The following is a 23,433-nucleotide window of genomic DNA, read 5'->3' on the forward strand; positions in this document are numbered from 1 at the left end:
AGAAATCAGTGGCGCGCCCGGGCCGTTCCGGTCCGGGCGCGCCGCCGCAGCCGAACAGACCTCCGACTTCGAGGGAGCACTCACCCCATGGCCCTGTGGGACCGCCTCAAGGAATCCGCGTCGCAGATGCAGACCCAGCTCACGGCGAAGAAGAACGACCTCAAGAGCGGCGCCTTCCGCGACGCGAGCATGGCGATGTGCGCGCTCGTCGCCGCGGCGGACGGCACCGTCGACCCGTCCGAGCGGCAGCGCGTGGCGCAGCTCATCGGCACCAACGAGGTCCTTCAGAACTTCCCCGCCGACGATCTGCGCCGGCGCTTCGAGGAGAACCTCCACAAGCTCACCACCGACTTCGACTTCGGCAAGGTGAGCGTGATGCAGGAGATCGCCAAGGCGAAGAAGAAGCCCGCCGAGGCCCGCGCGGTGATCCAGATCGGCATCGTCATCGGTGGCGCCGACGGCGACTTCGACAAGGACGAGCAGGCCGTGGTCCGCGAGGCCTGCTACACCCTCGGCCTGCCGCCGCACGAGTTCGACCTCTGAGGCCGGCGGCGCGGAGAAGCGCCTCCTCCCGGGCGTGAACGCCCCGGGGCGCCGCGCCGGACCACGCCGGCCCCCGGCCGCCCGGCCCGCCGTCCCCCGGGGCGCGGGGTTCCCTTCCGGCCTCCGGCCCGCGCGGGCCGTACAGCGGTACGGCCCGCCGGGCGGCGGGGCGCCCCCGCACGGCCACCGTCACCGGTCACCAGTGGCCAGGGGTCACCGGCCCGCGGCCCGGAGCGGCACCCGCCGCGCCTCAGAGCGGTGTGGCGGCGGCGAGGATGAAGAACATGGTCACGGCCGAGTTGGCCGAGGACATCGCCGAGACGGCGGCCCCGGCGGCGGCACCCCAGGCGGCGAGCCCCACGGACGTGTACACCGGCGGCCAGCTCCGCGCCACGGGCGCGGGATCGAGCAGCGCGGCCACCCGGCGCGGCACCGGCCCCGGCGCGGCGAAGCCCGCGAGCCCGCCGACCCCCGCCAGCCCGGGTGCCCGCGCCAGGTCGGCCGTCGGGGCCCGGCGCGAGACGAGCGCGGCCTTGCCGATCGCGCGCGCCACCACCCGCCGGCTGCCCACCACCCGGGCCGCGCCCTCGTCCGCCCACCGCTCGGCGGTGTAGACCACGGCCGTCCGCAGGGGGCGCAGGAAGGGGTTGGCGCGGGCCGCCAGGTGGACGGTGAGCAGGTAGCGGTGGTGGAGCCCCGTCAGATGGGCCCGCTCGTGGGCGAAGAGCGCCCGGCGCTCGGCCGGTTCGAGGTGGTCCAGCAGCGCCGTGGTGACCACCACCCGGCCCCGCCCGCCCCGCCGGCCGCCCGGCAGCGCGTACGCGTAGGGGAGGTCGTCGGGCAGGACGGCGACCGAGGTGCCCGGCAGCCCCGCCAGCGCCCCGTGCGCCCGGCGCCGTACCCGGACGTGGTGCCGGAGCGTCCGGCCGCAGGCGACGACCACCGCCAGGAGCGCCGGGATCGACGCCCGGCCGACCACCCCGTCGTAGGGCACCGCGTCGCGCACCTCGGGGTCCGACCAGCCGTCGGGCAGCGGGTTGCCGGGAAGCTGCGCGGTGCCGACCACCATCAGCAGCACCAGGCAGACCGTGCTGCACACCGCCATCACGGCGGCGACGACGGTCAGCAGCCGTGTCGCGGTGCGCGGATGGAGATGCTGCTCGGCCAGGCGCGCGATCGGCACCGCCGTCAGCGGCAGGATCAGCGGCAGGAAGACGAACCACCCCATGAGGCTCAGTCTTCCCCTTCGCTCCGGGGCCGGTCCAGCAGGGTCCGCAGCACCCGCTCGTCGTCCGGGTCGAGGCCGGTGACAAAGCTGGCCAGCACCGCCTGCCGGTCGCTCTCGGCGTCCAGCACCCGGCGCATCTTGTGGGCGGCCAGCCCCGCCTCGTCGGCGGCGGGCGTCCAGAGGAACGAACGGCCGGCGCGCTCGCGGGTGACCGCGCCCTTGGCCAGCAGCCTGGTCAGAATGGTGATCACGGTGGTGTAGGCGAGGTCGTCGCCGAGCCGGCGCTGCACCCAGCCGGCCGCCGCCGGTCCGTCCGCCTCCCGCAACGCCGAGAGGACCAGCGCCTCCAGTTCGCCCTGCCCCCGCCGGGGACGCTGCCGGTGGTCCGTCACGCCCGGTCTCCCTTCCGCCGCCCGCTTCCGGGCCGGCTCCGGGCCGCCCCCGGGCAGACATCGTATAGACGTCCGGGTACCCACCGGCACGTCCCGCGCCCGGCGCCGTCCGGTGCCGCGTCCCGTCCCCTGTCCCGTCCCCTGTCCCGCCCTTTGTCCCGCCACCTGTCCCGGTCGTGACCGGCGGGGGCCGGGGCCCTCGCCGGCGCCGCGCCGGCCGCGGGGCCCCGCCGTCACCGGCGTCCGGCGATACCCCTCCCCCAATCTCTACAGTGCTGTAGATTTACCTTCCGGATCCGCACCGCGGACCTGCGACCACGCCCGCCGAGGCGGTCCCACGCCGCGGCCCCTCGGCGGCCACCGCATCGACCACCCCGGGAGACCATGTGGCCGGCCCGCCCCGCCTCCAGCAGGAAGACCGAGCGGACTTCGAAGCCGTCCTGCGCACCGCGCTCTGCGCGGCGGAGTTCCGTGGCGCCCTGTCCGCCGACCCCTCCGGGCGGGCCGCCGAGCGCCTCCGCGCCCGCGCGCTGCGGTCCGCCGACGCGATCACGGCCGAGTCGGGTGGCACCTACGCCGCGTACCTCGCCGTACGGGAGGCCGCCCGGCATCCCCGGCGGCACACCGCCGCCGAGGGTTCCTGGCTCGCCGCGCTCACGGTGCTGACCCCGCTGATCGCCGCGATGGCGGCCACCGTCCTGCTCCTGCTCGGATACGGACTGGGCCTGACCGGCCCGCAGGACCCGCTGCCGGGGACGCTCGTGACGGCAGGGTGGACCCTGGCGCTGGTGGCCGCGGCCGCCACCCTGCTCGCCCTGGGCGCCCTCGTGGTCACGGCGGTGCGCCACCGCGGCGGCACGCCGTCCGCCGACGATGTCGCGCAGGCCCGGCTGATCTGGCAGCGGGACCTGCTCGACCGCGCCATGCTGCCCTACCTCCGCCGCCACCTCGGCGCGGACGAGCTCAGCCCGGTGCCGCCCGGCCCCGCGTCCCGCGCCACGCCACCGGCCGGTTTGGACGGAGCCGACGGCGCCGCGTACGGCGCGGGCCGGGCGCCGGCACAGGGGTGAGGTGACCGGCGCGTCATCGACCCGCCCGCCCACCGCGAGCCTCCCGCCGGGAACGGGGGCGGGCGCGGCGGGCCCGTCGTCCCTGCCGTCCCCCGCCGTCCCCTCCGTCCTCACCGCCCCGCGGCCGGTGAGGCCCTGCCCGGCGGGGCGGGGGCTCGGCCGTCCGGCCCGGCGGCGGACGGCAGGGCCCCTCGGCCCCATCGGGCCCATCGGGCCATGGTCTCCTGCCGGTTCTCCCGAATCATCGTGAGGTCCATCGCACCCCGTGAGCTGGGGTGTTGCGACGACCACCAGAACGGAGGACCGGGCCGGGGACCGGAGGCCGGGACCGGCCCGCCACCGGGGCCGAACGCCCCTGCCCGCCAGGACCGTTCGTCCGCCCTGCCTCAACCGCTGCGCCGCACGGCTCTCCGCGTGTGACGGACCGCCCGCTCCCGCCGCTCCCGCCGCTCCTCCGGCTCCCTCCGCTCCGCCGGCCGTTCCCCCGCCCGTGCCACGGGCCACGTCCCCGTTCCGGCGGCCTCCCGCCCCCGGTGGACAGCGGGACGGCGCAGCGCGGGAGCATCATCAGGCCCGAGATGGACGCCGAACGCCGGGTGCTCCGCCAGCCCGCGCGCGTAGGCCCACAGGTGCGGGTGGCCGGTGACGCGGCGCGCCGTGGCGGGGTCCAGCCGGGGGCGGTGCGTGCCGTCCAGCCGCAGCAGGGTGACCCAGAGGGTCACGTCCGCCAGCGTGAGGTGGTCGCCGAGGAGGTAACGGCGGCGGGAGAGCCGGTGGTCGGCGGTGTGCAGGGCGCGGAGCAGGGTCTCCCGCGCCGAGTCGGCCCCGGCGCGGTCACCGCCGTCGCCGGTGGTGCCGTCGCCGATGGTGCCGGTCGTACCGGCAGCACCGGTCGTCCCGGCGGTACCCGTCGTCCCGGTGTCACCGCCGCCTCCCGCCCCGGCGGCGAGCCGCGCGGCGGTCTCGATGTCCTGGTCGCAGAGGCGGCGGACCTCCGCGAGCGCGTTCCCGGCGCCGTCCGGGTGGAGTTCGGGCCCGTGTCCGCCGCCGAAGCGGCGGGCCAGGTCGGCGAGGATGTGCGGGGCGTGGTTGCTGACGATCCGCCCCGTCCACTCGTCGGCGAGCACCGGGGCCGTCGCCGGGCCGTGGTGGCCGTGCGCGCTCGCCGCGTACAGCGGGCGCAGCGCCGGATGCCCGCCGTCCCCGGCGCCGCCCCCGGCGGGCACGGCGGGCAGGTGCGTCACGGGCAGCGTGTCACCGAGGCCGAGCAGGCCGTGCGTGACGGCGAGACGGAGGGAGTCCGGACAGTCCGCGGCGAGATGGAGACGGTAGCGGTGCGGCACGGCGTAGTGGCCGCTGCGGGCGTCGCCGCCGATCCGGCCGCGGAAGAGCGGTTCGGCGTCGGCGGCGGGGAAGGGCAGGGCAGGCGTGGTGACGGACATACGGCCCCCAGGGAGTGCTCGGTCTCTGACGTGACGGCGACTGCGAGGGCGTCCCGCGGCTGCGTCGGCGCGGGCGCGCCGGAGAGGGCCGTGCCCCGGACGGGGAGCGGCCGGCCTGGTGGAGGAGCGGAGGCCGCCGGGACGGCGGTGACGGTTCAGACGCCGCCGGCCGCCGCGGAGCGCGCGGCCCGGGAGCGGGAACCCGCCGCGCCGCAGACGCGCAGCAGGTCGATGTGGCGACGGGAGGTGAGCAGGGGCAGCGACCGGAGCGCGAGGACGGTGCCTCGGCCGGGGTCCGTCGCCGTACAGCCCATGAGCTTCCCTACCTTTTCGCTAGGAAATTCTCCTCCGGAGTGTCGGCCGGGACGGCCGCCCCGTCAAGGGGGGTTGCGCGCCGGGCGCACCCCGGGCACACGTCCGCCCGGTACGGACACGGCTCGGGTCCGTACCGGGCAGGGAGCACCGGTCCGGCCCGGCGGGGGCGCGCCCCCGCCGGGCCCGGGGTATCAGACCAGGGCGGCGACTCCGTCGGTGGAGGCTCCGGAGGCGATGCCGTGCCGGGGCTCCGGCACGGACTCGGGGGCGAGCAGCACCGAGCGGCGGCCGTCCACGCCGACGGGCACGTCCCCGTCGATGGTGACGCGGCGCAGGGTGCGCACGTGGTCGTCGGAGTCGTCCACCCCGTAGTGCTGGGTGGCGCGGTTGTCCCAGATGGCGACGTCGCCGGCGCGCCACCGCCAGCGCACGGTGTTCTCGGGGCGCTCGATGTGGGACTGGAGGACGGCGGTCAGGGCGCGGGAGTCTGCGCCGGAGAGGCCGGAGAGGCGTTGCAGGAAGGTGCCGAGGACCAGGGTCCGTTCGCCGGTCTCGGGGTGGACGCGCACCACCGGGTGCTCGGTGCGGAACTCCGTCGCGGTGAACACCTCGCGGTGCTGGCGCAGTTCGTCCGAGGGGGCGCCGGGGCGCACGGCCGCGTAGTCGTAGGCGTTGGTGTGTTCGCCGCGCAGTCCGTCGGCGAGCACCCGCAGCGGTTCGGGGAGCCTGGCGTAGGCCGCGGCCGTGTTGGCCCACAGGGTGTCGCCGCCGTAGGGCGGGATCACCTCGGCCCGCAGGACGGAGAAGGCCGGGTACGCGGGGACGAAGGTGACGTCCGTGTGCCACTGGTTGGCCCGGCCGCCGTGGTCGTTGTCGATGCCCAGGGCGTACCGGCCGTCGACGGAGGGCACGGTCGGGTGGGCGACGGGCGTGCCGAGGAGCCGGGCGAACGCCTCGTGCCCGTCGGCGTCCAGGTGGTGCTGATCGCGGAAGAACACGACCTTGTGTTCGAGGATGGCGGCGCGGATCACCGCCACGGTCCCCGCGTCCAGATCGCCGCCGAGACGGACCCCGGAGACGGTGGCGCCGATGCGTCCGCCGATCTTGTCGACGGTGAGCGCGGGGGACGGCGCCGTGGCCGGGCCGGCGGCTGCGGCTGCGGCTGCGGCGGGGACGGGGACGGCGGGCGTGGTGGTACCTGGCGGCACGGAGGACGTCATGACAGGGCCCTTTCGGAGTGGTGGGAGAGCGGGCGGGCGGGCCGGGGACACAGACCCCGGGAGGCGCCGCCCCGGCAGGACATCCGGTCCGGGGCGGGCCGGCGGCCCGGACCGGACCAACGGGCCGACCGGGCGTCGGGGCGACGGGGGTCGACGGGCCGACGGGCCGACGGGCGGAACCGGAGCGACCGGCAGACCAGTCCGACCGAATAAGCCCAACGACCGGAAAAGAAGGCAGCAAACAGAAGCCGTGAACCGAAATACGGGCACCATTCCAACGTTTCGCGCCCGGCATTCACCGGAAGAGAGGAAATCACCTCATGGCGAAACCCCGGAAAGGCCCGGCGCAACGCCGGAGTTCATCGCCGGAGAGCGGGGAATCCCCTCCTCGGCCCGGCCGCCGTCCCGATCCGGCGTCTCCCTCACGCCTGTGACCGGCGGGGACAGCGACTCACCCGGCTGAGCGGCTCAACTGTGGCGGGTGCGGAGAGCGCCCGCCACGCATCGTGGAGGGACATACTGGCGCGCGGCGAACCTCTCCGAATTCCTCACACCCGAAAGTGTGACAGCGGAGATCTTCACCGTCAACAACACGGCGGGGTTCATCTCACATTCCGGTTTCCCTGTCACAGGCCGGCAGCATTGCCTTCACAATTCCGGCCGGGCCCCGGATTCCGCCCCGCCCGGGCGGGCGCGCGGACACGGCGCCCCGGCGGGGATCCCCGGGTCACCGCGAGGCGCGGGTGACCGTGAGCAGGAGCGGTGACCGAACGCCGAGCCGGGCGGCGGAGTCGGCCACCGTCTCGGCGAGCCATCCGACGGCGTCACAGGACCACTCGGCGAGTTCGCCGCGCAGGACCAGGCCGTGCCGGGGCGGACCGTTCCAGAAACCGTCGTCGAACAGCGGCGGCGGCGCGCCGCCCCCTCCGGCGGCATGGCGGGACCCACAAGCGATGCCGCCTCACACTCGGACACTGCCTTATACACCCCTCCCGGTCAGCAATGCACAGATCACCCGACATCGACCGAATGTGCCCTATCGTTCCGGTCCGGAGGACACCACACTGTTCCCCCCGGATTCCCTGTGCGTTGGAGGCGAGAAGTGAGCGAGGCCATGCGCCCTTGGGGCGTGACGCGCATGAAGCCCTACCCGGACACGGTCAACCTGCCGGAAGCCGAGATCGTGCTGGATCCGACCACCCAGACAGCGCGATGGATCAATCCGAACGGGCTCGCCGTACCGGTGGCGGAACGGCACAAGCGGTCTGAGACCAATAAGGAAACCCGCGCCAAGACCAGCATGGACGGCACGCCCGACGAGGGCTCCGACCAGGAAGGTGACACCGATTGAGTGCGTCCTCGCCGGTCCTGGTCATCTCCCGGCTCGATGACGGGACCGCGGACACGGTCATCGAGGAGCTGAACCGGCGGCGGGTACCGGTGGTACGGCTCGATCCCGGGGACTTTCCCACCGAGATCACCGTCACCGCTCGCCTTGACAACGGCGGCCTGCGGGGCGGCCTGCGGACGCCGACCCGCCTCGCCGACCTCGAGGGGGTGCGATCGGTTTACTGGCGGCGGCCACGCCCCTACGCCCTCCGGCCAGGGCTGGGCGGACCGGCCGCCCGGTGGAGCCGGGAAGAGGCCCGTTACGGTCTCGGCGGGATCCTGGCGTCCCTGCCTGACACCCATTATGTGAACCATCCATGGCACAACAGGAACGCCGAGCACAAGCCGACGCAGCTGTCCACAGCGGCACGGTGCGGTTTCGACGTCCCGCCGACGATCCTGACGAACAGCGAGGACGCGGCGCGGGACTTCGCTCGTGAACACGGTCCGGTGGTCTACAAACCCCTCCGGAACACGTGCTACCAGGATGCCGAGGGCCGGGCGCTGACCGTGTGGGTCGATGAGATCGATCCCACCGAACTCGACGCCGGTGTCGCCCAGACCATGCACCTGTTTCAGAAACTCGTCCCCTCCGTGGCCGATCTGCGCGTGACCGCCGTGGGCCAAGAGGTGTTCACCGTCCGGATCGACGGCTCGCCGGGATTGGACTGGCGACGGCATTACGAGAGGCTGTCGTACACCCTCATCGGCACTCCGCCAGGGCTCGCCGGTGGTGTTCGCCGCTATCTGGACGCCTTCGGCCTCGTCTTCGGCGCCTTCGACTTCGGTGTGGACCGCGACGGCCGGATCTGGTGGTACGAGTGCAACCCGAACGGGCAGTTCGCCTGGTTTCCCGAACGGGTCACCGCACGGATCGTCTCCGCCGTCGCCGACCAGCTCCACCACGGAGGAGAGCCCCGTGCCCACTGATACCGCCTCGCTGCGCCGCGCCCTCGCGGAGGAGATCACCCGTGCGGATCCCGCGCTCGACCCGGAATGGTGTGAGGCTGTCGCGGCCGTACCGCGCGAGATCTTTCTCGGTCAGGCCGTCTTCCGCCCCGCCGGCGCCGCCTGGGAGCCGGTGTCCCGGGCGGCGGCGGGTGAGGAGGAGTGGCTGCGGATGGCCCACGCCGACCGCACCTGGGTGACCCAGGTCGACGGCGTGGACGCAGCCGTCGCCGAGGGCCCCGTCTCGGGGACGCCCACGTCCTCGGCGACCCTCCCTTCCCTCGTCGTGCGCACCGCCCAGGTGTCGGAGGTCGAACGGGGCCGGAAAGTGCTCGAAGTGGGAACCGGTACCGGCTATTCCACGGCGATCCTCTGCCACCGGCTCGGCGCGGAGCAGGTGGTCAGCGTCGAGTACGACCCCGGGCTGGCCGCGAGCGCGGCCACCCGCCTCGGCCGCGCCGGGTACGCACCCGTCCTGGTGACCGGGGACGGCCTTCAGGGATGCGCAGAGCACGCCGACTACGACGCGATCGTCGCCACCTGCTCCACCCGTTTCATCCCTCCGTCGTGGTTCTGGCAGCTCAGGGACGCGGGGTCGATCACGACCACGATCAGTGGCTGGATGCTTGCCGCCGGGCTGATCCGCCTCACCCTCGACGGCGAGGGCACCGCGCACGGTCGTTTCACCGCCGACACCATCACCTACATGCTCGCCCGCCCACACGAGCGCCCCCCGGCCCCGGTGTTCTTCCGGCAGGACGGGCACGCCCGTTCCACACGGTTGGACCCCGGCCTCCTGGAGCGGTGGGCCGGGCGTTTCGTCGCGCAGCTTGCTGCCCCTTCGGCCGAGTTGATGGCCAGTGATACCGGCTTCGTACTGCGTGACGTGGCGACGGGGTCGCAGGCGTGGACGGAGCCCGAGGGCCGGGGGTGGACGGTGCACCAGAACGGGCCGCTGCGGCTGTGGGACCAGGTGGAGGACGCACTGCGCACCTGGCAGGAGGCCGGGGCGCCGGACCTCACCGGCTTCGGGATGACGGCAACTCCCTGGGAGCAGACCGTGTGGATCGGCTCGCCGGAGGGGCCTGGCTGGCGCCTCCCCGTCTGATGGCAGGATCCGGGAGGCCGGGGCCGACGGCCCCACGGTAAGTCGTGCGCGGCCTCTGCCGAAACCGCCGTGGAGGCCGGGACCGCCTCAGCCCGCCCCCCGCCCGGACGGCCTCGGCGGCCCCGATCGCTCCGGCGGCGGTGCGGGTGCCGGCGGCTTCTCGGCGGTGCCGAGGACGCACGTCCCGGCGGGCCCGGGTGCGGGGAAGGTGAAGGTCCGCAGGGCCGTGACCGTGAATCCCGCGTCCCGGATCGCGGCCACGGTGTCGCGCCCCAGGTGGCAGCCGCCGCACAGGAGCGGCCAGACGGTGGCGTCCAGTACGCGCTGGACACGGCGCGTACCGGAGGTGACGGCCCGGACGTGCTCGAAGAAGCGGAGGTGCCCGCCGGGGCGCAGCACGCGCCGGATCTCGGCGAGGACCGCGGCCTGGTCACCGACGGAGCACAGGGTCAGGGAGACCACCGCCGCGTCGAACGAGGCGCCGTCGGCGGGCAGTCGCTCGCCCCGGGCGCCGGCCACCTCGACCGGGACGGGGGCGGCGCGGGCGGCGTCCGCCGCGAGGGCGCGCAGCCTCGGCTCCGGCTCCACCGCGAGGAGGTGCGCCACCCCGGGCGGGTAGTGCGGAAAGTTCAGGCCGTGGCCCGCGCCGATCTCGACGACCCGCCCGGTCAGCCCTTCCAGCAGGCTCCGGCGGTGCCGGGCGGCGCCGGCCTTCTCCAGCGCGGGCCCCGCGACGTGCGCGTAGTACCGGGCGAACAGGGGCCTGCGGGGGGCCGATCGGGCCATGGGTCTCTCCCCCTCGTCTCTCCTCGTCCCCGGGGCGACTCCATCCGGCGGCCCCGTCGGCGCACCGGCGTCACGCTACCGGTGACCGGAGGATTCCGGGGTCGAGGAGGCATCCCCGGGGCGCGCCGAAGCGAGGGGTGACGAGATCCCCGGACGTGGCCCGGCACGGTCACCGGGGACTCGCGCGGCCGGCGTCGAGTACCCGCGCCGCCGTCTCCCCGCGGGATCGCGCCCGGCGACGTCACCTGCCCGGCCGCTTGCCGCCGCCGGTACGGCATCCCGGCCCGGAGGGAGCACGGCGACCGCGTCCCGTTTGACGGCTCTCCGGCGGGTAGCCGTGACCACAGGCCGTCCCGCGACTCCGTCCGCGACGCGGGCGCCGGACGGCGACCCGGCCGGGGATGTCCCTTCGGACACCGAGGTGCCCGCCCCGGTGGCACGACCGCACCCGAGCGCGGGGCCACGGCCCCGCAAAGGACCCCGATGAGTTCCGACGACGCACAGAAGAGCAACCTCCTCATCCAGTGGCTGCTGGAGACGGAGACCTTCGAGGACTTCCTCACCACCCTGGTCGACGCGGCCCGGGAGCGCTCCGGCGCGGAGGGCGTCGGCCTCACGCTGGAGGGTGACGGCCGGCCGATGACCGTGGTCAGCTCCGGCACGGTGGCGCCGAAGCTGGACGAGAAGCAGTACGGCCTGGACGACGGGCCCTGCCTGCGCTCCCTGCGTTCGGGCGAGGAGATCCTCGTCGACGACCTCCTCACCGAGACCCGGTGGGGCGACTACCCCGGCTACGCCGTGGCCTGCGGCATCCGCTCCTCCCTCTCCCTCCCGATCGCCCCGCACAGCCACACCGCCGCGGCCCTCAACCTCTACGCGGCACCGCCCGCCTCGTTCGCCGGACAGGACCTGGCCCCGCTGCGTTCCCTCGCCGCGGAGGCCACCGGCGGCATCGCCCTGGCCCGGCGCATCACCGAGGCCCAGGAGTTCGCCGACCAGATGCGGACCGCGATGGCTTCCCGCAGCGTCATCGACCAGGCCCTCGGCGTGATCATGGGGCAGCGGCGCTGCACCGCCGAGGAGGCCTTCTCGATCCTGCGGTCCGCGTCCCAGCACAAGAACGTCAAGCTGCGCGACCTGTGCGCCGATCTGATCACCAACCTCACCGGCAAGCCGCCCACCGAGGGCCGTTTCACCCCGCGCGCCTGACGGCCGTCCCCCGTTCCCCGCCCCGGCCCGGTCCGCCCCGGCTCGGCTGTACGCGCGGCACCCCTCCGTGTACGCGCCGCGTGGCGTGACGGCGCTGCCCGGAGCCCGTTGCCCCAGGGAGGCAGTACGGGCACCTGGCGCACGGAGCCGAAGGGCGGGGAACAGCGGTGGCGATCGATGAGACGACGGTGGGTCACGAAGACGACGGGGAACACGGTGACGGGGTGACGGCGCGATCCGCGGACGCCTCGGGCCGGGGCGTGGTCACCGCCTTCGGCCAGAGCATGAAGGCGCTGCGCCGCCGGACCGGCATGGAACGTGAGGAGTTCGGGCGCCGCCTGGGATACGCGCCGTCCACCATCGCCTCGTTCGAGCAGGGCCGGAGAATCCCCTCTCCCCGGACCATCGACCGCGCGGACGAGCTGCTGGGCGCCGACGGCCTGCTGACCGTGTGGAAGGAGCAGGTGGAGCGGGCGCAGTACCCGGTGTTCTTCCAGGGGATGGCAGAGCTCGAGAAAGAGTGCATCGAATTGCTCATGTATGACACACACGTCGTCAACGGTCTGCTCCAGACCGAGGAGTACATGAGAGCTCTGCTGGCCATGAGGCGCCCGAACCTGGACCCGGAAACGGTGGACCAACGAGTCTCCGCACGGCTCAACCGGAGGATCATCTTCGACCGCAGACCGGCACCTCTTCTGAGTTTCGTGATGGACGAGGCGGTACTGCGCCACCGCTACGGCGGCAGCGGTGTGCTGCACCGGCAGCTTGAACACCTTCTGTTGGTCGGCAGGAAGCCCAACGTCGAGATCCAGGTCATGCCGCTCGACTGCGAGGACAACGCGGGTGTCAACGGGCCATTTACGGTGGTCACGCGGAAGGACGGCAAGAAGTTCGTGTACTGCGAGACGCACGCCAGCAGCACCCTGGAGACCGACCCGGCACAAACGGCTCTTGCCGCCGCTCGCTATGGGATTATCCGATCCCAGGCTCTCAGTCCGCGGGAGTCGCTCGACTTCATCGAAGGGTTGTTGGGATCACCATGAACGATGCCGAGTGCTCGGCCGCCGCAACCGGACTCGACTGGTTCAAGAGCAGTTACAGCGGAACCGAGGGGGGCCAGTGCCTGGAGGCCGCCACCGGTGAGGGAGTCGTTCACGTCCGCGACTCCAAGGACCTCACCCGCCCGGGCATACGCGTGTCACGGGCGGCGTGGGCGGGGTTCGTCGCGATGGCGTCCGCGCCGAGGACCGGCGTCTGACCTACGCCTGACCTACGACCGGCCGACGCCTGACGAACCTCCGCATGCAGGAGCCCTGCCGCCCGTGACGGGTGGCAGGGCTCGCGCACGCGAGGGGCCGCGTCAGCCGGACAGCCGGTCCTCGATCAGCGCCTCGAACTCCTCGTAGGAGCGGGGGTTGGCGATCCGCTCGCCGTCGACGAAGAAGGTCGGGGTCCCCTGGACGTCCAGGCCGTGGCCGTCGCGCTGGTCGTACCGCACGCGGGCGATGACCTCCGGGTCGTCCAGCGCGGCGTCGAACTCGTCCATGTCGAGGCCGATGTCGCGGGCGTAGCCGCGGAAGACGTCCTTCTTGCTCTCCTGCGCCTCGCCCCACTCCTGCTGTGTGTCGAAGAGCTTGGCGTACATGGCCTCGAACTTGTCCTGCCGGGCGGCGGCCTCGGCGGCGAGGGCGGCGAGTTCCCCGTTGCGGTGGCCGGGCATGGGGAAGTACCGGGCGACGAAGGTGACCCGGTCGCCGTACTTCTCGCGGAGCTTCTCCACCGCCGGGTACACCGCGCCGCACGCCTCGCACTCGAAGTCGAGGAACTCGACGACCGTCAGTTCGCTCCGCTCCGGATCGGTGAGCCGGTGACTGGAGTCACGCAGGGGTTCGGCCTGGCCTATGGGGCTGGCCTCGGGGACGACGGTGTCACGAGCACCGCCACCGGAGCGGTCGCCGGGTGAGAACAGGAGAAAGCTGCCGAGGGCGGCGGCGAAGGCCAGGGCGATCACCGCGGCGATGGTCAGATGCTTGGTCGACTTCTTCATGGGTCCTCTGTGGTTCGGGGCGGGGTCGGGCACGGGTGGGGCGGTGTGGTCCGGGGCTGTTGGGGTGAGGGTGAGACGGGGGCGGGGGCGAGGGGCGTCCGTGTGTGAGGGACGGAGGCGATGGCACCACGGCGTCCGCTGCCACCGCCGCCGTTGCCGCCGCCGTTGCCGCGCTTCCGCCACGCGGAGGAGACGCCGTACCCGCGTACGGAAGGGAGCGGGGAACGCCTCACCGGTGGCCGGGACATCCCCGGGAAGCCGGGCGGACCGGAACGGTCCGGGATCAGGCCACGGCTCTGCACCCCTGCCGGACGGGACCGGCCCCGCCACGCGCACGGCGGACTCCACGGAAGAACGGCCACGCCACGGAGTTGGTTCACCCGTCACGTCACGCGCGGGCCTCCCCCGGCGCGCCCCGCGCCTCCCCCTATACCCGCTGCACCTGGAGCCGGTGGAGGTCAGGGGCGCGCCCGGGCGGAGCCGCCGGTGCCTCGCGCACCGGCCACACCTCCACCGTCCAGGCACCGGCGGTCCCGTCCTCCGGCGGGGGCGCGGGCGAGCTCACCGGGCCGCCCGTCACGGCGACCGGGCCGGCCACGGGCCGGCAGTGCGCGTCACCCGGCTGGTGCCCGGTACCGGGGCCGGGGCAGAGGTGAGCGGAGACCACCCGGCCCGGCGTCTCGCCGCCCGGCGCGCTCACCGACAGGGCGGGCCCGGGGGCGGAGAGCACCTCACCCACGGCGTGACCGCCGCAGACCGGCACCGTCCACACCAGCGCCACGAGGAGAAGGACCCAGTGCAGCGCACCCCACGGACCGGCGCGGCTCACCGCACCGCCGCCGTCCCGCCGCCGGTCACTCATGACCCCGATCGTAGCCACGCCGGCCCCGGAGCCGGCCCCGGGGAACCGCTCCCCGCACACCGCCAGGCCACAGGCACCCGCACCGCCGAAACGTGGACACCGTTCACCCAGCTCGGTGCCTACACCCAGTCCGGCACCACCACGAGTCAGACCTACGCCGGCGTCGACAACACCCAGCGTTTGAAGGCCGGTTCGACGACCTTCACCAACGCCGCAGTCGGCATCACCGGGCAGAGCGTCTCCGGCACGGCCACCGGTTTCGTCCGCGAGCCCTCGGGAACGCTGGTCGCCATGAAGAGCGGGGGCGCCGGCCAGTACTACCTGACCGACGCCAGAACTCCGCCATCGGCCTGGTCGACGCGAGCGGCAAGCGCACCGCCACCTACTCCTACGGCCCCTACGGCGAGACGCGCACAGACACGGGCACCAACCAGCCGTTCCGCTACACCAGCGCCTACCTCGACACCTCGGGCCTGTACAAGATGGGCGCCCGCTACTACGACCCCAACCTCGGCCGCTTCACCCAACCCGACCCCAGCGGCAAGGAAAGCAACGCCTACCTGTATGCGGCGGGCGACCCTGTGAATCGGGTCGACCCGACCGGACTGTTCAGCTTCTTTGATGGGCTTATGGTCGCAGCTGGTGTTGTGGGTCTTGCCGCAGGTGGCGTGGGGCTGCTTGCGCTGGGAGGGGTTGCTCTCCCAACAGCCCTCACCACGACGGCAACGGTCGGCGGGTTCTTCGCTGGGGTCGTTTCCGGCGCAGGTCTGCTCTGCTATGCCACCGAGACAGGAAGTTGCTCATGACCGCTGCGCTGATCGCCTGCTGCGTACTGCTGCTTGTTGGTGGCCTTGTTCTGGGACTGCGAGGAGCGGGAACCGCTGCACCGGCTGACAGGAAACACAAGCAGCTCCTGATGGCCGTCTACTTTGTAATGGTTCTAGCAGCGGCTAGTTTGATCGTACTCGTGCTGGCTCGCTGACGGATCAAGACGGCGGGCAGGAGAAACCGTGGGGGCCGGCTAAGGGCCGGCTCTCCACGGCTTCGCGAGCCCTCGGGCACGCTGGTCGCCAACGCTGCGACCGAGGAAGCCGCACTCGAGCGGTTCGCGGAGTTCGTCGACGCGTGGGGCAAGGAGTATCCGGCGATCGCCAGGCTTTGGGAGAACGCGTGGGAGGAATTCACGCCGTTCCTCCGGTTCGACACCGAGATCAGCCGCAGAATTTGAGGACTGCCATGCATTCGTGGAGGATTTCCTGATGACGACAGCAGGCGTAGCCGTATTGCTGGCAGTTGCTTTGGCGGGTGTCATGTGCGCCCTATTACCGGCGGCGCTTTTCTCGATGTCGCTGCATTTCAGCAAAGGGAAATCTCCGAGCCCAACTGCGGGCAGGATCCTACTGGTGCGACTGTGCGGAGTTCTGATGTTCGCCGTTTCAGGCTACCTCCTCATCAGAAATTTGGCTTGAGCATAGAGATGAAGGTTTACCCGGCAAGTTCACCGCGAAGGTTTCTGCGCGTTTCTCGCCCGCCTCGCCCGCCAGGCGGGCGGGCGGGCGGAAGGTTCACGTGATCGACCAGCACTCGATTCACCACAGCAAGGCGGTGCGGGCCTGGCTCGCCGAGAAATCCGAGCTGTACCTGATGCCCGGCTACAGACCCGAACTCAACCACGACGAGCTGCTCGACGCCGCGTCTGTCTATGGGAGTCTTCTTCGAGCATGGCACCATAGGTGACCAGCGTGAAGCCTCTGGAGTTGTGGACACGATCCTGTGGTGAGACCTGTCCTACCAGGGGCTTTACTGTCCGCAAGCTGGTGCGACCTGTCCGGCCTACTCGCTCATGGAAATGACCCGGCAGACTAGCCTCGATCTTGCTCAAACGAGCTTCGCAGCCGCCGTCGCGTGCGGAGTTTATGACGACAACGCTTGTTGACGAACATTCTTGGGGCCCGGTGAAGCCGGGTCCCCAAGGGGAGGGATAATTCATGCCTTCGCGTACATCGAATTCGGCGGTCACACTAACTCTCGTTATCTCAGCTGCCTGCCTGGTGGCATTTTCCCCCAGCGCCCTCGATCAGCCGGTCGTGTGGTGGATAGCGTTGGTGATCGCCGCAGCATCACTCATCTCCATACTTGCCATCCGTATACGACGATAAGAACGGAGCCGGCGGGCAAGGAGGGCCTGCACGGAGCGGTGTAACTCCCAAGTTGGAAGCGACAGTTGCCGACTGACGTGACGAGTGACACCGGGGCCGGAAGGGCCGCTGTGGTCGACGAGCGCCGTGGAACCCGTAACACGCCATGGTGAGCGGGCCGGCACCTGAGCCGGCCGTACCGCTGGAGTGATCGTGTCCTGAGCTGCGTTCTCGGTAGTGGCAGCGGCGGGCCACGGCCTTGCGGCGTCTTCTCCAGGCGGACCACTTCAGTGCGTGGGTGACGCGGTCCGGGTCGGCATCGTGGACGGGGCATCAGAACGTCCAGGAGCGCCCGGCTCGCTGCTGATGCCAGATCGGGGTGTGTGGATGGAGAACACCCGTCCGAGCTGTTGCGCCCGGGGCCAGGATCCGCGGGGCTCGCGCTCTGTAGCACGTCGGCCATCGGCGACGGTCAGTCGAGGCAGAACTCGTTGCCCTCGATGTCCTCCATCACGATGCACGACTCGTCGAAACCGTCGGCGGCCAGCAGCCGCACGCGCACGGCGCCGAGCGCGACCAGCCGCTCGCACTCGGCCTCCAGGGCCGCGAGACGCTCCTCGCCCACGAGCCCCGCACCGACCCGCACGTCGAGATGGACCCGGTTCTTGACGACCTTCCCCTCGGGAACACGCTGGAAGAACAGCCGCGGCCCCACCCCCGAGGGGTCCACGCAGGCGAACGCCGAGCCCTGCCGCTCCGGCGGCAGCGAGGAGTCGAACTCACCCCACGAGGCGTACCCCTCCGGCGGCGGCGGTACGACGTACCCCAGGACCTCGCACCAGAAGCGGGCCACGCGGTCGGGGTCCGCGCAGTCGAACGTGACCTGGAACTGCTTGATCGGCGCCATCGGGCCACCCTAGCGGCGCGGCGTCCGCCCCGGCCCCGACCGGACACGGCCTCCCGGCGCGGGCGGTTCACCCCGCGCGCCTCCACCCGGCGGACGGCCGCACACCCGGGAACGCACCCGGCCCGCGACGGCGGGAGGGGAACGGCGCGATCGGCCGCGAGGGCGCTCCGGGCGGGCCCTGACCCGGCGGACACCGTCCCGGCCCCGGGGCGGGCCGTCCTCCCCGGCGGCGGTCCCCGGCAGCCCCGTCTCACCCCACCGGTTCGGCCTCCGTCTCCGGCAGCGGCGCGCCGAACCAGGTGGTCAGCGCGGTCCGCAGACCGTCCGCCCCGTGGCCGCCCCGGCGGTCTCCCCCGGAGCCCTCGCCACCGCCGCCGGCCCCCGCCGGGACCACTCCGGAACCGGTCCACGCGAGGTGGCCGTCGGGGCGGAGCAGGAGTCCGGTCGCGTCCGTCCCGTCCGCCGTTCCGGTCACGACCGTGCCGGTCACGACGTCCACCCGGTCGCGCCAGGGCCCCGCGGCCTCGGCGAAACCGCCGCCGAGGTCCAGCAGCAGTGGACGGCCGGTGGCCGTCAGCTCGGCCAGCCGGTGGGTGCCGGTGCCGGTACGGATCACGAGGTCCGGGGCGAAGCCCTCGGTGGTTCCGGCGACGAGGTGGGCGATCCGTTCCGTGCCCCCGGGCGCGGCCAGCAGCTCACCGAAGACGGCCCGCAGGGCGGTGACCTCCGGCCCGGGCCGCACCAGCGCGAGTTGCGCCAGCGACGAGGTCATGACCCGCTCCGCGACGGGGCGGCGCTCGGCCTCATAGGTGTCGAGCAGCGGCACGGGGGCCCGTCCGAGCACGGTGGCGGCCAGCTTCCACCCGAGGTTCAGCGCGTCCTGAAGGCCGAGGTTGAGGCCGGGGCCGCCCATCGCCGAGTGCACGTGCGCCGCGTCGCCCAGCAGCAGCACCCGCCCGGCCCGGTACCTCTCCGCCAGCCGGGTGTTGACCCCGACCAGCCGGCGCAGCAGGTGGGGCCCGTCCCCCTCCGGCGGCAGCGCGGGCAGCGGGACGCCGAGCACGCGTTCGGCGGCGGCGAGGAACTCCGTGAAGGTCATCGGGGCCGCCCGGTCCTCCGGGGCGCACGTGTCGGTGACGTGGAGCAGGGCCGGGCGCCCGGGGAGCGGGGACCAGACGATGGTCCCCCGCTCGGTGCGGACGTAGCTCCGCTTGGGCAGCGCCCCGAACCCGGGGACGATCAACTCAGCGTCGGCGGTGAGGTGTTCGGCCGCCACGGAGACGTGGGCGGTGCGGAAGACGAACGCGTCGTCGCTCACACCGGGGAAGCCGATGCCGGTGATGCGCCGCACCAGGCTGTGCCCTCCGTCGGCTCCCACCAGGTAGCGCGTGGTGAGGGTCTGCCCGTTCGCCAGGGAGACCCGGACCGCGTCGGCGTCCTGACGCAGGCCGGTGACCTCCTGGCCCTTGCGCAGGTCGACGCCGAGTTCGGCCGCGCGCCCGGTGAGGACCTCCTCGATCCGCGCCTGCGGAACCGGGAGCAGGTACACCGGGTTGTCCTCGACGAGACCGGTGAGGTCCAGGGGGAACGCGCCGAACATGTAACGCGGCGCGGGCCGGGGTGGTGCGTCCGTTCCGCTCAGGGGCGCGTGGAGACCGCGCCGGTCGAGCATCCGTACGACCTGGCCCACCAGGCCGTTGGCCCGGGCATCGGTCCTCGGGCCGGTGAGCCGTTCGAGGACGACGGGGCGGACCCCGGCCAGCGCGAGTTCACAGGCGAGCATCAGCCCGTTGGGACCGGCGCCCGCTATCACCACATCAAGCATGAAAAATCTCCTTCTCGGACAGCCGAAGGGCGGGGACCGGCACGGCGGCCGGCCCGGCCCGGGGCAGGAACAGGACAGAGGCAGGACGAGGACGGAACGGAAAAGCGTGCGGAGAAGGCCCCCGCCGCCGCGAACCTGCGGCCGCGCGGGTCCAGTCCCGCCGGCGGGTGCGCCGCTGCCGGGCCACCGCGTCGACGAGGGGCCCGCGGCGGGACCGGCACGGGGTACCGGGAGCAGGGCGCGACACGGACCGGAGAGGCCCGGCACCGGTGAGGGCCCGCCCCGGTGGAGCCGCCGACCCCGGCGGGCCGCGCGCGGGTTCAGGCCGTCACGGCGTGGGGAGACCGGCCGCCAGCATCTCCAGCGCCCTGGGCAGCAGGACTTCCATCGGCTCCCCCGTGGAGCCTCGCAGGAACAGGTCCAGCGCGGCGTCACCGGCGGCCATCACGCTCGCCGCCACCACACGGGGATAGAGGTCGGTGTCGGGATCGGTGCCCGTGCGGTCGGCGACCGCCGCGGCCAGTTCCTCCTCCGCGAGCTTGCCGGCCCGCAGCATCTCGGCCCGCAGCGCGGGTTCGGCCATCATCACCCGCAGACCGGCCACCCACTCGCCGGGCTCCTGCGGCGGCATGCGGAGCACCTCCGGGCCGGGCTCGAACTGGCGCAGCACCGCCCGGCCGATGGCCTCCCACATCGGCTCACCGGCCGGCCCGGATCGCACCTCGGCAGCGATCCGCCGTGACCGTTCGAGATGACGGAACACGATCGCCTCGGCCTTGCTGGAGAAGTAGTTGTTGAACGTACGCGGAGACACCCCGACCGCCTCCGCGATGTCCTCCACCTTCACCTGATCGAGCCCGCGCTCGACGGTCAGCCGGATCGCCGCCCAGCTCAGCGCCGTCCGCGTGGCTTCCTTCTTCCGCTCTCGCAGTCCGCTCACGGGGTTCACGGTAACAAAAACTGCGCGCCACGCAAAGATGCGCGGCACGCAAAAAGATCCGGCTTCGCGTACCTCACCGGCAGGGGCGTGCACCAGGAGGGCCACGCCGGGCTCCGGGCGCCTGACGCAAGGGGAAGGCGCGAAGACGCGGTCGGTGACAGGCCGGAGACCCGGTCCGCCTCCGCCGGGCACAGGTCCACACGAGGGCGGCCGGCCCGGCCTCCGGGCCGTTCAGGCCGGCATGCCGCGTTCCGCCAGGCCGCTCTCGTAGGCGATGATGACGAGCTGCGCACGGTCCCGGGCGTGCAGTTTGGCGAGCAGGCTGCCCACATGGGTCTTCACCGTGGGCATGCTGATGACGAGCCGTTGTGAGATCTCCGTGTTGGAGAGGCCGTTGGCGATCAGCACGAGAATCTCCTGTTCCCGCTTGGTGAGCCCGACGAGCCGGGGTGCCGGGCGCGCCGTCTCACCCCGGCGGGAGAAGTTCCGGATGAGGCGCCGGGTGACCGTCGGGGCCAGGACGCCCTCCCCTGTGGAGATCACCCGGATGCCGCCGACCAATTCGGCCGGCGAGGCGTCCTTCAGCAGGAAACCGCTGGCCCCCGCCTGGAGTGCCGGATAGACGTACTCGTCCATGTCGAACATGGTGAGGGCCAGCACCCGGACGCCCGCCTGTGTCTCGTCGGAACAGATCTCGCGGGTCGCCGCGATGCCGTCGAGGACGGGCATGCGCAGGTCCATCAGGACGACGTCCGGGGAGAGTTCCCGGGCGAGGCGGACCGCCGAGGCCCCGTCGCCGGCCTCGCCGACGACCGCCATGCCGGGTGTGGAGTCGATCAGAACACGGAAACTCCCCCGCAGCAGCGCCTGATCGTCCGCGATCAGCACCCGGATCGTCTCGGCCATTCCCTGCCTCCCTCCCGTTCGTGGAGGCTGACCATTGTGCACCCGTTCCTCGCCGTTCTCCCCGCGAGGCGTTCCCGCTACCGCAGGCCGGCACGTCACGTCGAGTGGGCCAGCAGCTGTCCGGTACCGTCCGTCCCGGCCTTCACCGTCGCACCGTAGGGCTCCGCCAGGCGCGCGGCCTCCGCGAGGATCTCCCCGGCCTCGGCGGGGCCGGCCAGGCGGGGGCGGCCCCGCAGGTGGACGGGCCGGCCGAAGCCGAGGTCCACCGGATGGAGCCGTGCTTCCACGAGGGAGCCGTCGTCGAAGGTGAGGACGGGCACGAGCGACTGCCAGTACCGGCGGTGGGGGGTGAACAGCCGGCTGCCGTGGCCGCCGAGCATGTCGAAGTACCGGCCGGGGGTGGGCGGGCGGCCCGTGGTGACCTTCGCGTAGTCCTCGGCGGAGACCCGCTCGGTGAGTTCGATCTGGCTGACGATGTTGCCGAGGCTGTAGAAGATCGGTTTGCCCCGGTGAAACTCCGCCCCGCGCAGAACATGCGGGCCGTGCCCGAAGACGGTGTCGGCACCCTCGTCGATCATCCGGTGGGCGAACGCGCGCAGGAACTCGCCGGGGGTCTCCGGCGTCGGGCCGGGCTCGTGGGAGTGCACACTCACCATCACGAGATCCGCGCGGTTCCGCGCCTCACCCACCCACCGGGCGATCTCCTCGACGTCCTGTGGATCGCAGTCGGTGGTGAAACCCGGTCGGTCCGCCGTCCGGAAACGGGCCCCGAACAGCGTGAGCCGGTCGTTCCCGGGAAGGGCGGGGTCGACCCCGAGCAGGGCTCGGGCCTCGGCCCGGCGGGCACGGAGCCCGGTCCCGGAGTCGATCGCCCGCAACGCGGCCATCTGCTCGGCCGTCACCCGGAGGGTCGCCGTGTGGCGCAGCGGGTTGAGACCCGGCCGGCCGGGCAGCTCCGGCGAGGGGTCCGCACCTTCCTGGCCGGGCAGGAAGGTGGCGCTGCAGGAGATCAGCGCGAGGCTTCCGGCAGGCCGGTCGACATAGACCGGCCGGCGCGCCGCGGTGAGGTCCGCGCCGACCCCGGCGAACGGAATCCGCCGCGCTCGCAGCAGGTCCACGGTACCGAGCAAGCCCTCGGTGCCCAGGTCGAGCGCATGGTTGTTGGCACAGCCCAGCACCGTGAAGCCGGCTTCCGTGATGTCGTCGAGCACGGCGGGATCCGCGATCAGACAGCCGCCGCCGGCGACGTTGTGCACCGGGTGGCCCCGGCCGTCGCCGGGGACCACCTCCAGGTTGGTGACCGCGAAGTCCGCCGCGCGCAGCACGTCCCGGAGACCGACGGCGGCCGGGTCGGACGTGATCAGAGCTCCTCTGGTCGCCATGCAGTCACCGGAGAGCGCCACGGTCAGCCGAGTCACCGCCGGGCCTCCGTGACGGCCCGGGCCAGCGCGGCGGCCGGGTCCGGGCCGGTCACGTCGATGCGGCGGCCCTCCACCATGACCGTCGGTGTCAGCGCGACCTTGCGCGACGCGGCCACGTCCGACACATACCGTACCCAGGGCCGGTACCGGGCCTCCTTCACACAGCGTTCGAAGGTGGCGCCGGTGATGCCGGCTTCCCGGCCGGCGGCGACCAGTTCCGCCTCGCCGAGCCCCGGTCCCTGTTCGGGGGGTTGCTCCGCGAACAGGATTCGCGAGTACTCCGCGAACTTTCCCTCGTCCGCGGCACAGGCCGCCGCGGAAGCCGCCCGGGTCGAATACCCCGCGGGCCTGCTGCGGTCGTCGAGGAACGCGACCGGGTGGTGCACGACGCTCACCCCACCGTTCGCCACCAGGTCCTGCACGGCCGTCGCCAGGGCCTGCTCGGTACGGCGGCATTCCGGGCACAGATAGTCCAGGTAGAGGTCGACACGCACCGCACCGGTGGAGGCGGCGAGGCCCGCCTTGCCGGCTGCCGCCCCGGTGGGCACGCGGCTCGGTGCCTCGTCAGGGGCGGTATTGGTCGCCCGGACCAGGCCCGCGCCGACCAGCGCGGCACCGGCGACCGCCAGAACCGCCCCGAGTGAGACCGCCAGGGCGCGCCGCCGGCGCCGCCGCCGGTGCACCATCTCCCGCACTTCGGCGTCGGCCGCCCGCATGTTCGTAGCCGTGTCCAT

General features: G+C 72.9%; 26 protein-coding genes and 1 pseudogene. 13 read left to right on the forward strand and 14 right to left on the reverse strand.

What is annotated here, in order from left to right; genetic code table 11:
• Positions 1–87 precede the first annotated feature (87 nt).
• Positions 88–543 (forward strand): tellurite resistance TerB family protein, encoded by a 456-nt coding sequence (locus HCK00_RS11915; RefSeq protein WP_168101814.1) that lies wholly within the window; start codon positions 88–90, stop codon positions 541–543.
• A 250-nt stretch (positions 544–793) separates the two neighbouring features.
• Here HCK00_RS11915 and HCK00_RS11920 read toward each other — a convergent pair whose 3' ends face one another.
• Positions 794–1,771 (reverse strand): M56 family metallopeptidase, encoded by a 978-nt coding sequence (locus tag HCK00_RS11920; RefSeq protein ID WP_168101815.1) that lies wholly within the window; start codon positions 1,769–1,771, stop codon positions 794–796.
• 5 nt (positions 1,772–1,776) lie between these two features.
• Positions 1,777–2,163, reverse strand: coding sequence for a BlaI/MecI/CopY family transcriptional regulator (locus HCK00_RS11925; RefSeq protein ID WP_168101816.1), 387 nt, complete (start codon positions 2,161–2,163; stop codon positions 1,777–1,779).
• 386 nt (positions 2,164–2,549) lie between these two features.
• On the opposite strand from HCK00_RS11925, the gene HCK00_RS11930 reads away from it, so the two are divergent.
• The gene (locus HCK00_RS11930; RefSeq protein WP_206320224.1) at positions 2,550–3,233 is read left to right on the forward strand and encodes a hypothetical protein; all 684 of its coding nucleotides are present in this window, start codon (positions 2,550–2,552) and stop codon (positions 3,231–3,233) included.
• A 386-nt stretch (positions 3,234–3,619) separates the two neighbouring features.
• Here the strand turns inward: HCK00_RS11930 and HCK00_RS11935 are convergent, their stop codons facing one another.
• From HCK00_RS11935 to HCK00_RS11945, 3 genes are all read right to left on the reverse strand, one after another.
• Positions 3,620–4,675 carry a glutathione S-transferase C-terminal domain-containing protein gene (locus HCK00_RS11935; RefSeq protein WP_168101817.1) on the reverse strand — a complete coding sequence of 352 codons (1,056 nt, stop codon included), beginning with the start codon at positions 4,673–4,675 and terminating at the stop codon, positions 3,620–3,622.
• A 155-nt stretch (positions 4,676–4,830) separates the two neighbouring features.
• Positions 4,831–4,989, reverse strand: a complete 159-nt coding sequence (locus HCK00_RS11940; protein WP_168101818.1) for a hypothetical protein — start codon at positions 4,987–4,989, stop codon at positions 4,831–4,833.
• Between the two features lie 192 nt (positions 4,990–5,181).
• On the reverse strand, positions 5,182–6,210 hold the full coding sequence (locus HCK00_RS11945) for a TauD/TfdA dioxygenase family protein (protein ID WP_168101819.1): 1,029 nt from the start codon (positions 6,208–6,210) through the stop codon (positions 5,182–5,184).
• Positions 6,211–7,312: 1,102 nt separating this feature from the next.
• Between HCK00_RS11945 and HCK00_RS11950 the strand changes: the two genes are divergently transcribed.
• Genes HCK00_RS11950 through tgmC form a run of 3 tightly spaced genes read left to right on the forward strand, consistent with a single transcriptional unit; the run spans position 7,313 to position 9,655 of the window.
• Positions 7,313–7,561: a putative ATP-grasp-modified RiPP gene (locus HCK00_RS11950; RefSeq protein WP_311765276.1), complete on the forward strand. Its 249-nt coding sequence runs from the start codon at positions 7,313–7,315 to the stop codon at positions 7,559–7,561.
• Entirely contained in the window at positions 7,558–8,529 is a 972-nt protein-coding gene (gene tgmB / locus HCK00_RS11955; protein ID WP_168101820.1) for an ATP-grasp ribosomal peptide maturase, read from the forward strand. The genes HCK00_RS11950 and tgmB overlap by 4 nt, the downstream gene beginning before the upstream one ends.
• Entirely contained in the window at positions 8,519–9,655 is a 1,137-nt protein-coding gene (tgmC, locus tag HCK00_RS11960; protein ID WP_168101821.1) for an ATP-grasp peptide maturase system methyltransferase, read from the forward strand. The genes tgmB and tgmC overlap by 11 nt, the downstream gene beginning before the upstream one ends.
• 87 nt (positions 9,656–9,742) lie before the next feature.
• On the opposite strand, the gene HCK00_RS11965 is transcribed toward tgmC, so the two are convergent.
• Complete coding sequence (locus HCK00_RS11965) at positions 9,743–10,441, reverse strand: class I SAM-dependent methyltransferase (RefSeq protein ID WP_168101822.1); 699 nt, start codon at positions 10,439–10,441, stop codon at positions 9,743–9,745.
• Between the two features lie 483 nt (positions 10,442–10,924).
• Here HCK00_RS11965 and HCK00_RS11970 point away from each other — a divergent pair, with 483 nt between their 5' ends.
• From HCK00_RS11970 to HCK00_RS11980, 3 genes are all read left to right on the forward strand, one after another.
• A complete protein-coding gene (locus tag HCK00_RS11970) occupies positions 10,925–11,650 on the forward strand; it encodes a GAF and ANTAR domain-containing protein (RefSeq protein WP_168101823.1) in 726 nt (241 codons plus the stop codon).
• Between the two features lie 167 nt (positions 11,651–11,817).
• Complete coding sequence (locus tag HCK00_RS11975) at positions 11,818–12,696, forward strand: helix-turn-helix domain-containing protein (protein ID WP_168101824.1); 879 nt, start codon at positions 11,818–11,820, stop codon at positions 12,694–12,696.
• On the forward strand, positions 12,693–12,911 hold the full coding sequence (locus HCK00_RS11980; protein WP_168101825.1) for a DUF397 domain-containing protein: 219 nt from the start codon (positions 12,693–12,695) through the stop codon (positions 12,909–12,911). Before HCK00_RS11975 ends, HCK00_RS11980 begins: the two co-directional genes overlap by 4 nt.
• Positions 12,912–13,013: 102 nt before the next feature.
• Here HCK00_RS11980 and HCK00_RS11985 read toward each other — a convergent pair whose 3' ends face one another.
• Positions 13,014–13,700, reverse strand: coding sequence for a DsbA family protein (locus HCK00_RS11985; RefSeq protein ID WP_168101826.1), 687 nt, complete (start codon positions 13,698–13,700; stop codon positions 13,014–13,016).
• 427 nt (positions 13,701–14,127) lie between these two features.
• Entirely contained in the window at positions 14,128–14,562 is a 435-nt protein-coding gene (locus tag HCK00_RS11990) for a hypothetical protein (protein WP_168101647.1), read from the reverse strand.
• A 92-nt stretch (positions 14,563–14,654) separates the two neighbouring features.
• On the opposite strand from HCK00_RS11990, the gene HCK00_RS28460 reads away from it, so the two are divergent.
• From HCK00_RS28460 to HCK00_RS12015, 5 genes and pseudogenes are all read left to right on the forward strand, one after another.
• Entirely contained in the window at positions 14,655–15,368 is a 714-nt protein-coding gene (locus tag HCK00_RS28460; RefSeq protein WP_311765277.1) for an RHS repeat-associated core domain-containing protein, read from the forward strand.
• On the forward strand, positions 15,365–15,544 hold the full coding sequence (locus HCK00_RS12000; RefSeq protein ID WP_168101827.1) for a hypothetical protein: 180 nt from the start codon (positions 15,365–15,367) through the stop codon (positions 15,542–15,544). The genes HCK00_RS28460 and HCK00_RS12000 overlap by 4 nt, the downstream gene beginning before the upstream one ends.
• 84 nt (positions 15,545–15,628) lie before the next feature.
• Positions 15,629–15,781: pseudogene (locus HCK00_RS27580) on the forward strand (transposase); the annotation flags it as partial.
• A gap of 25 nt (positions 15,782–15,806) precedes the next feature.
• On the forward strand, positions 15,807–16,031 hold the full coding sequence (locus tag HCK00_RS12010; protein WP_168101828.1) for a hypothetical protein: 225 nt from the start codon (positions 15,807–15,809) through the stop codon (positions 16,029–16,031).
• 100 nt (positions 16,032–16,131) lie between these two features.
• A complete protein-coding gene (locus tag HCK00_RS12015; protein WP_168101829.1) occupies positions 16,132–16,299 on the forward strand; it encodes a transposase in 168 nt (55 codons plus the stop codon).
• Between the two features lie 873 nt (positions 16,300–17,172).
• Here the strand turns inward: HCK00_RS12015 and HCK00_RS12020 are convergent.
• The 6 genes from HCK00_RS12020 to HCK00_RS12045 form a co-directional block, all read right to left on the reverse strand.
• Positions 17,173–17,607, reverse strand: coding sequence for a VOC family protein (locus tag HCK00_RS12020; protein WP_168101830.1), 435 nt, complete (start codon positions 17,605–17,607; stop codon positions 17,173–17,175).
• Positions 17,608–17,857: 250 nt separating this feature from the next.
• Positions 17,858–19,432, reverse strand: coding sequence for an FAD-dependent monooxygenase (locus HCK00_RS12025; protein WP_168101831.1), 1,575 nt, complete (start codon positions 19,430–19,432; stop codon positions 17,858–17,860).
• A gap of 328 nt (positions 19,433–19,760) precedes the next feature.
• On the reverse strand, positions 19,761–20,372 hold the full coding sequence (locus HCK00_RS12030; RefSeq protein ID WP_311765278.1) for a TetR/AcrR family transcriptional regulator: 612 nt from the start codon (positions 20,370–20,372) through the stop codon (positions 19,761–19,763).
• Between the two features lie 231 nt (positions 20,373–20,603).
• Positions 20,604–21,278 (reverse strand): response regulator, encoded by a 675-nt coding sequence (locus HCK00_RS12035; RefSeq protein ID WP_168101832.1) that lies wholly within the window; start codon positions 21,276–21,278, stop codon positions 20,604–20,606.
• Between the two features lie 95 nt (positions 21,279–21,373).
• The gene (gene mslH, locus HCK00_RS12040; protein WP_168101833.1) at positions 21,374–22,696 is read right to left on the reverse strand and encodes a lasso peptide C-terminal Trp epimerase; all 1,323 of its coding nucleotides are present in this window, start codon (positions 22,694–22,696) and stop codon (positions 21,374–21,376) included.
• Positions 22,693–23,433 (reverse strand): DsbA family protein, encoded by a 741-nt coding sequence (locus tag HCK00_RS12045; protein WP_168101834.1) that lies wholly within the window; start codon positions 23,431–23,433, stop codon positions 22,693–22,695. Before HCK00_RS12045 ends, mslH begins: the two co-directional genes overlap by 4 nt.

This window comes from Streptomyces zingiberis (genome assembly GCF_012034935.1).
Taxonomy (GTDB): Bacteria; Actinomycetota; Actinomycetes; order Streptomycetales; family Streptomycetaceae; genus Streptomyces; species Streptomyces zingiberis.

Coding starts and splice junctions, on each gene's coding strand:
- HCK00_RS11915 (WP_168101814.1), top strand. CDS start 88: ATGGCCCTGTGGGACCGCCTCAAGGAATCCGCGTCGCAGATGCAGACC.
- HCK00_RS11920 (WP_168101815.1), bottom strand. CDS start 1,771: ATGGGGTGGTTCGTCTTCCTGCCGCTGATCCTGCCGCTGACGGCGGTG.
- HCK00_RS11935 (WP_168101817.1), bottom strand. CDS start 4,675: ATGTCCGTCACCACGCCTGCCCTGCCCTTCCCCGCCGCCGACGCCGAA.
- HCK00_RS11940 (WP_168101818.1), bottom strand. CDS start 4,989: ATGGGCTGTACGGCGACGGACCCCGGCCGAGGCACCGTCCTCGCGCTC.
- HCK00_RS11945 (WP_168101819.1), bottom strand. CDS start 6,210: ATGACGTCCTCCGTGCCGCCAGGTACCACCACGCCCGCCGTCCCCGTC.
- HCK00_RS11965 (WP_168101822.1), bottom strand. CDS start 10,441: ATGGCCCGATCGGCCCCCCGCAGGCCCCTGTTCGCCCGGTACTACGCG.
- HCK00_RS11970 (WP_168101823.1), top strand. CDS start 10,925: ATGAGTTCCGACGACGCACAGAAGAGCAACCTCCTCATCCAGTGGCTG.
- HCK00_RS11980 (WP_168101825.1), top strand. CDS start 12,693: ATGAACGATGCCGAGTGCTCGGCCGCCGCAACCGGACTCGACTGGTTC.
- HCK00_RS11985 (WP_168101826.1), bottom strand. CDS start 13,700: ATGAAGAAGTCGACCAAGCATCTGACCATCGCCGCGGTGATCGCCCTG.
- HCK00_RS11990 (WP_168101647.1), bottom strand. CDS start 14,562: ATGAGTGACCGGCGGCGGGACGGCGGCGGTGCGGTGAGCCGCGCCGGT.
- HCK00_RS12000 (WP_168101827.1), top strand. CDS start 15,365: ATGACCGCTGCGCTGATCGCCTGCTGCGTACTGCTGCTTGTTGGTGGC.
- HCK00_RS12020 (WP_168101830.1), bottom strand. CDS start 17,607: ATGGCGCCGATCAAGCAGTTCCAGGTCACGTTCGACTGCGCGGACCCC.
- HCK00_RS12025 (WP_168101831.1), bottom strand. CDS start 19,432: ATGCTTGATGTGGTGATAGCGGGCGCCGGTCCCAACGGGCTGATGCTC.
- HCK00_RS12035 (WP_168101832.1), bottom strand. CDS start 21,278: ATGGCCGAGACGATCCGGGTGCTGATCGCGGACGATCAGGCGCTGCTG.
- HCK00_RS12045 (WP_168101834.1), bottom strand. CDS start 23,433: ATGGACACGGCTACGAACATGCGGGCGGCCGACGCCGAAGTGCGGGAG.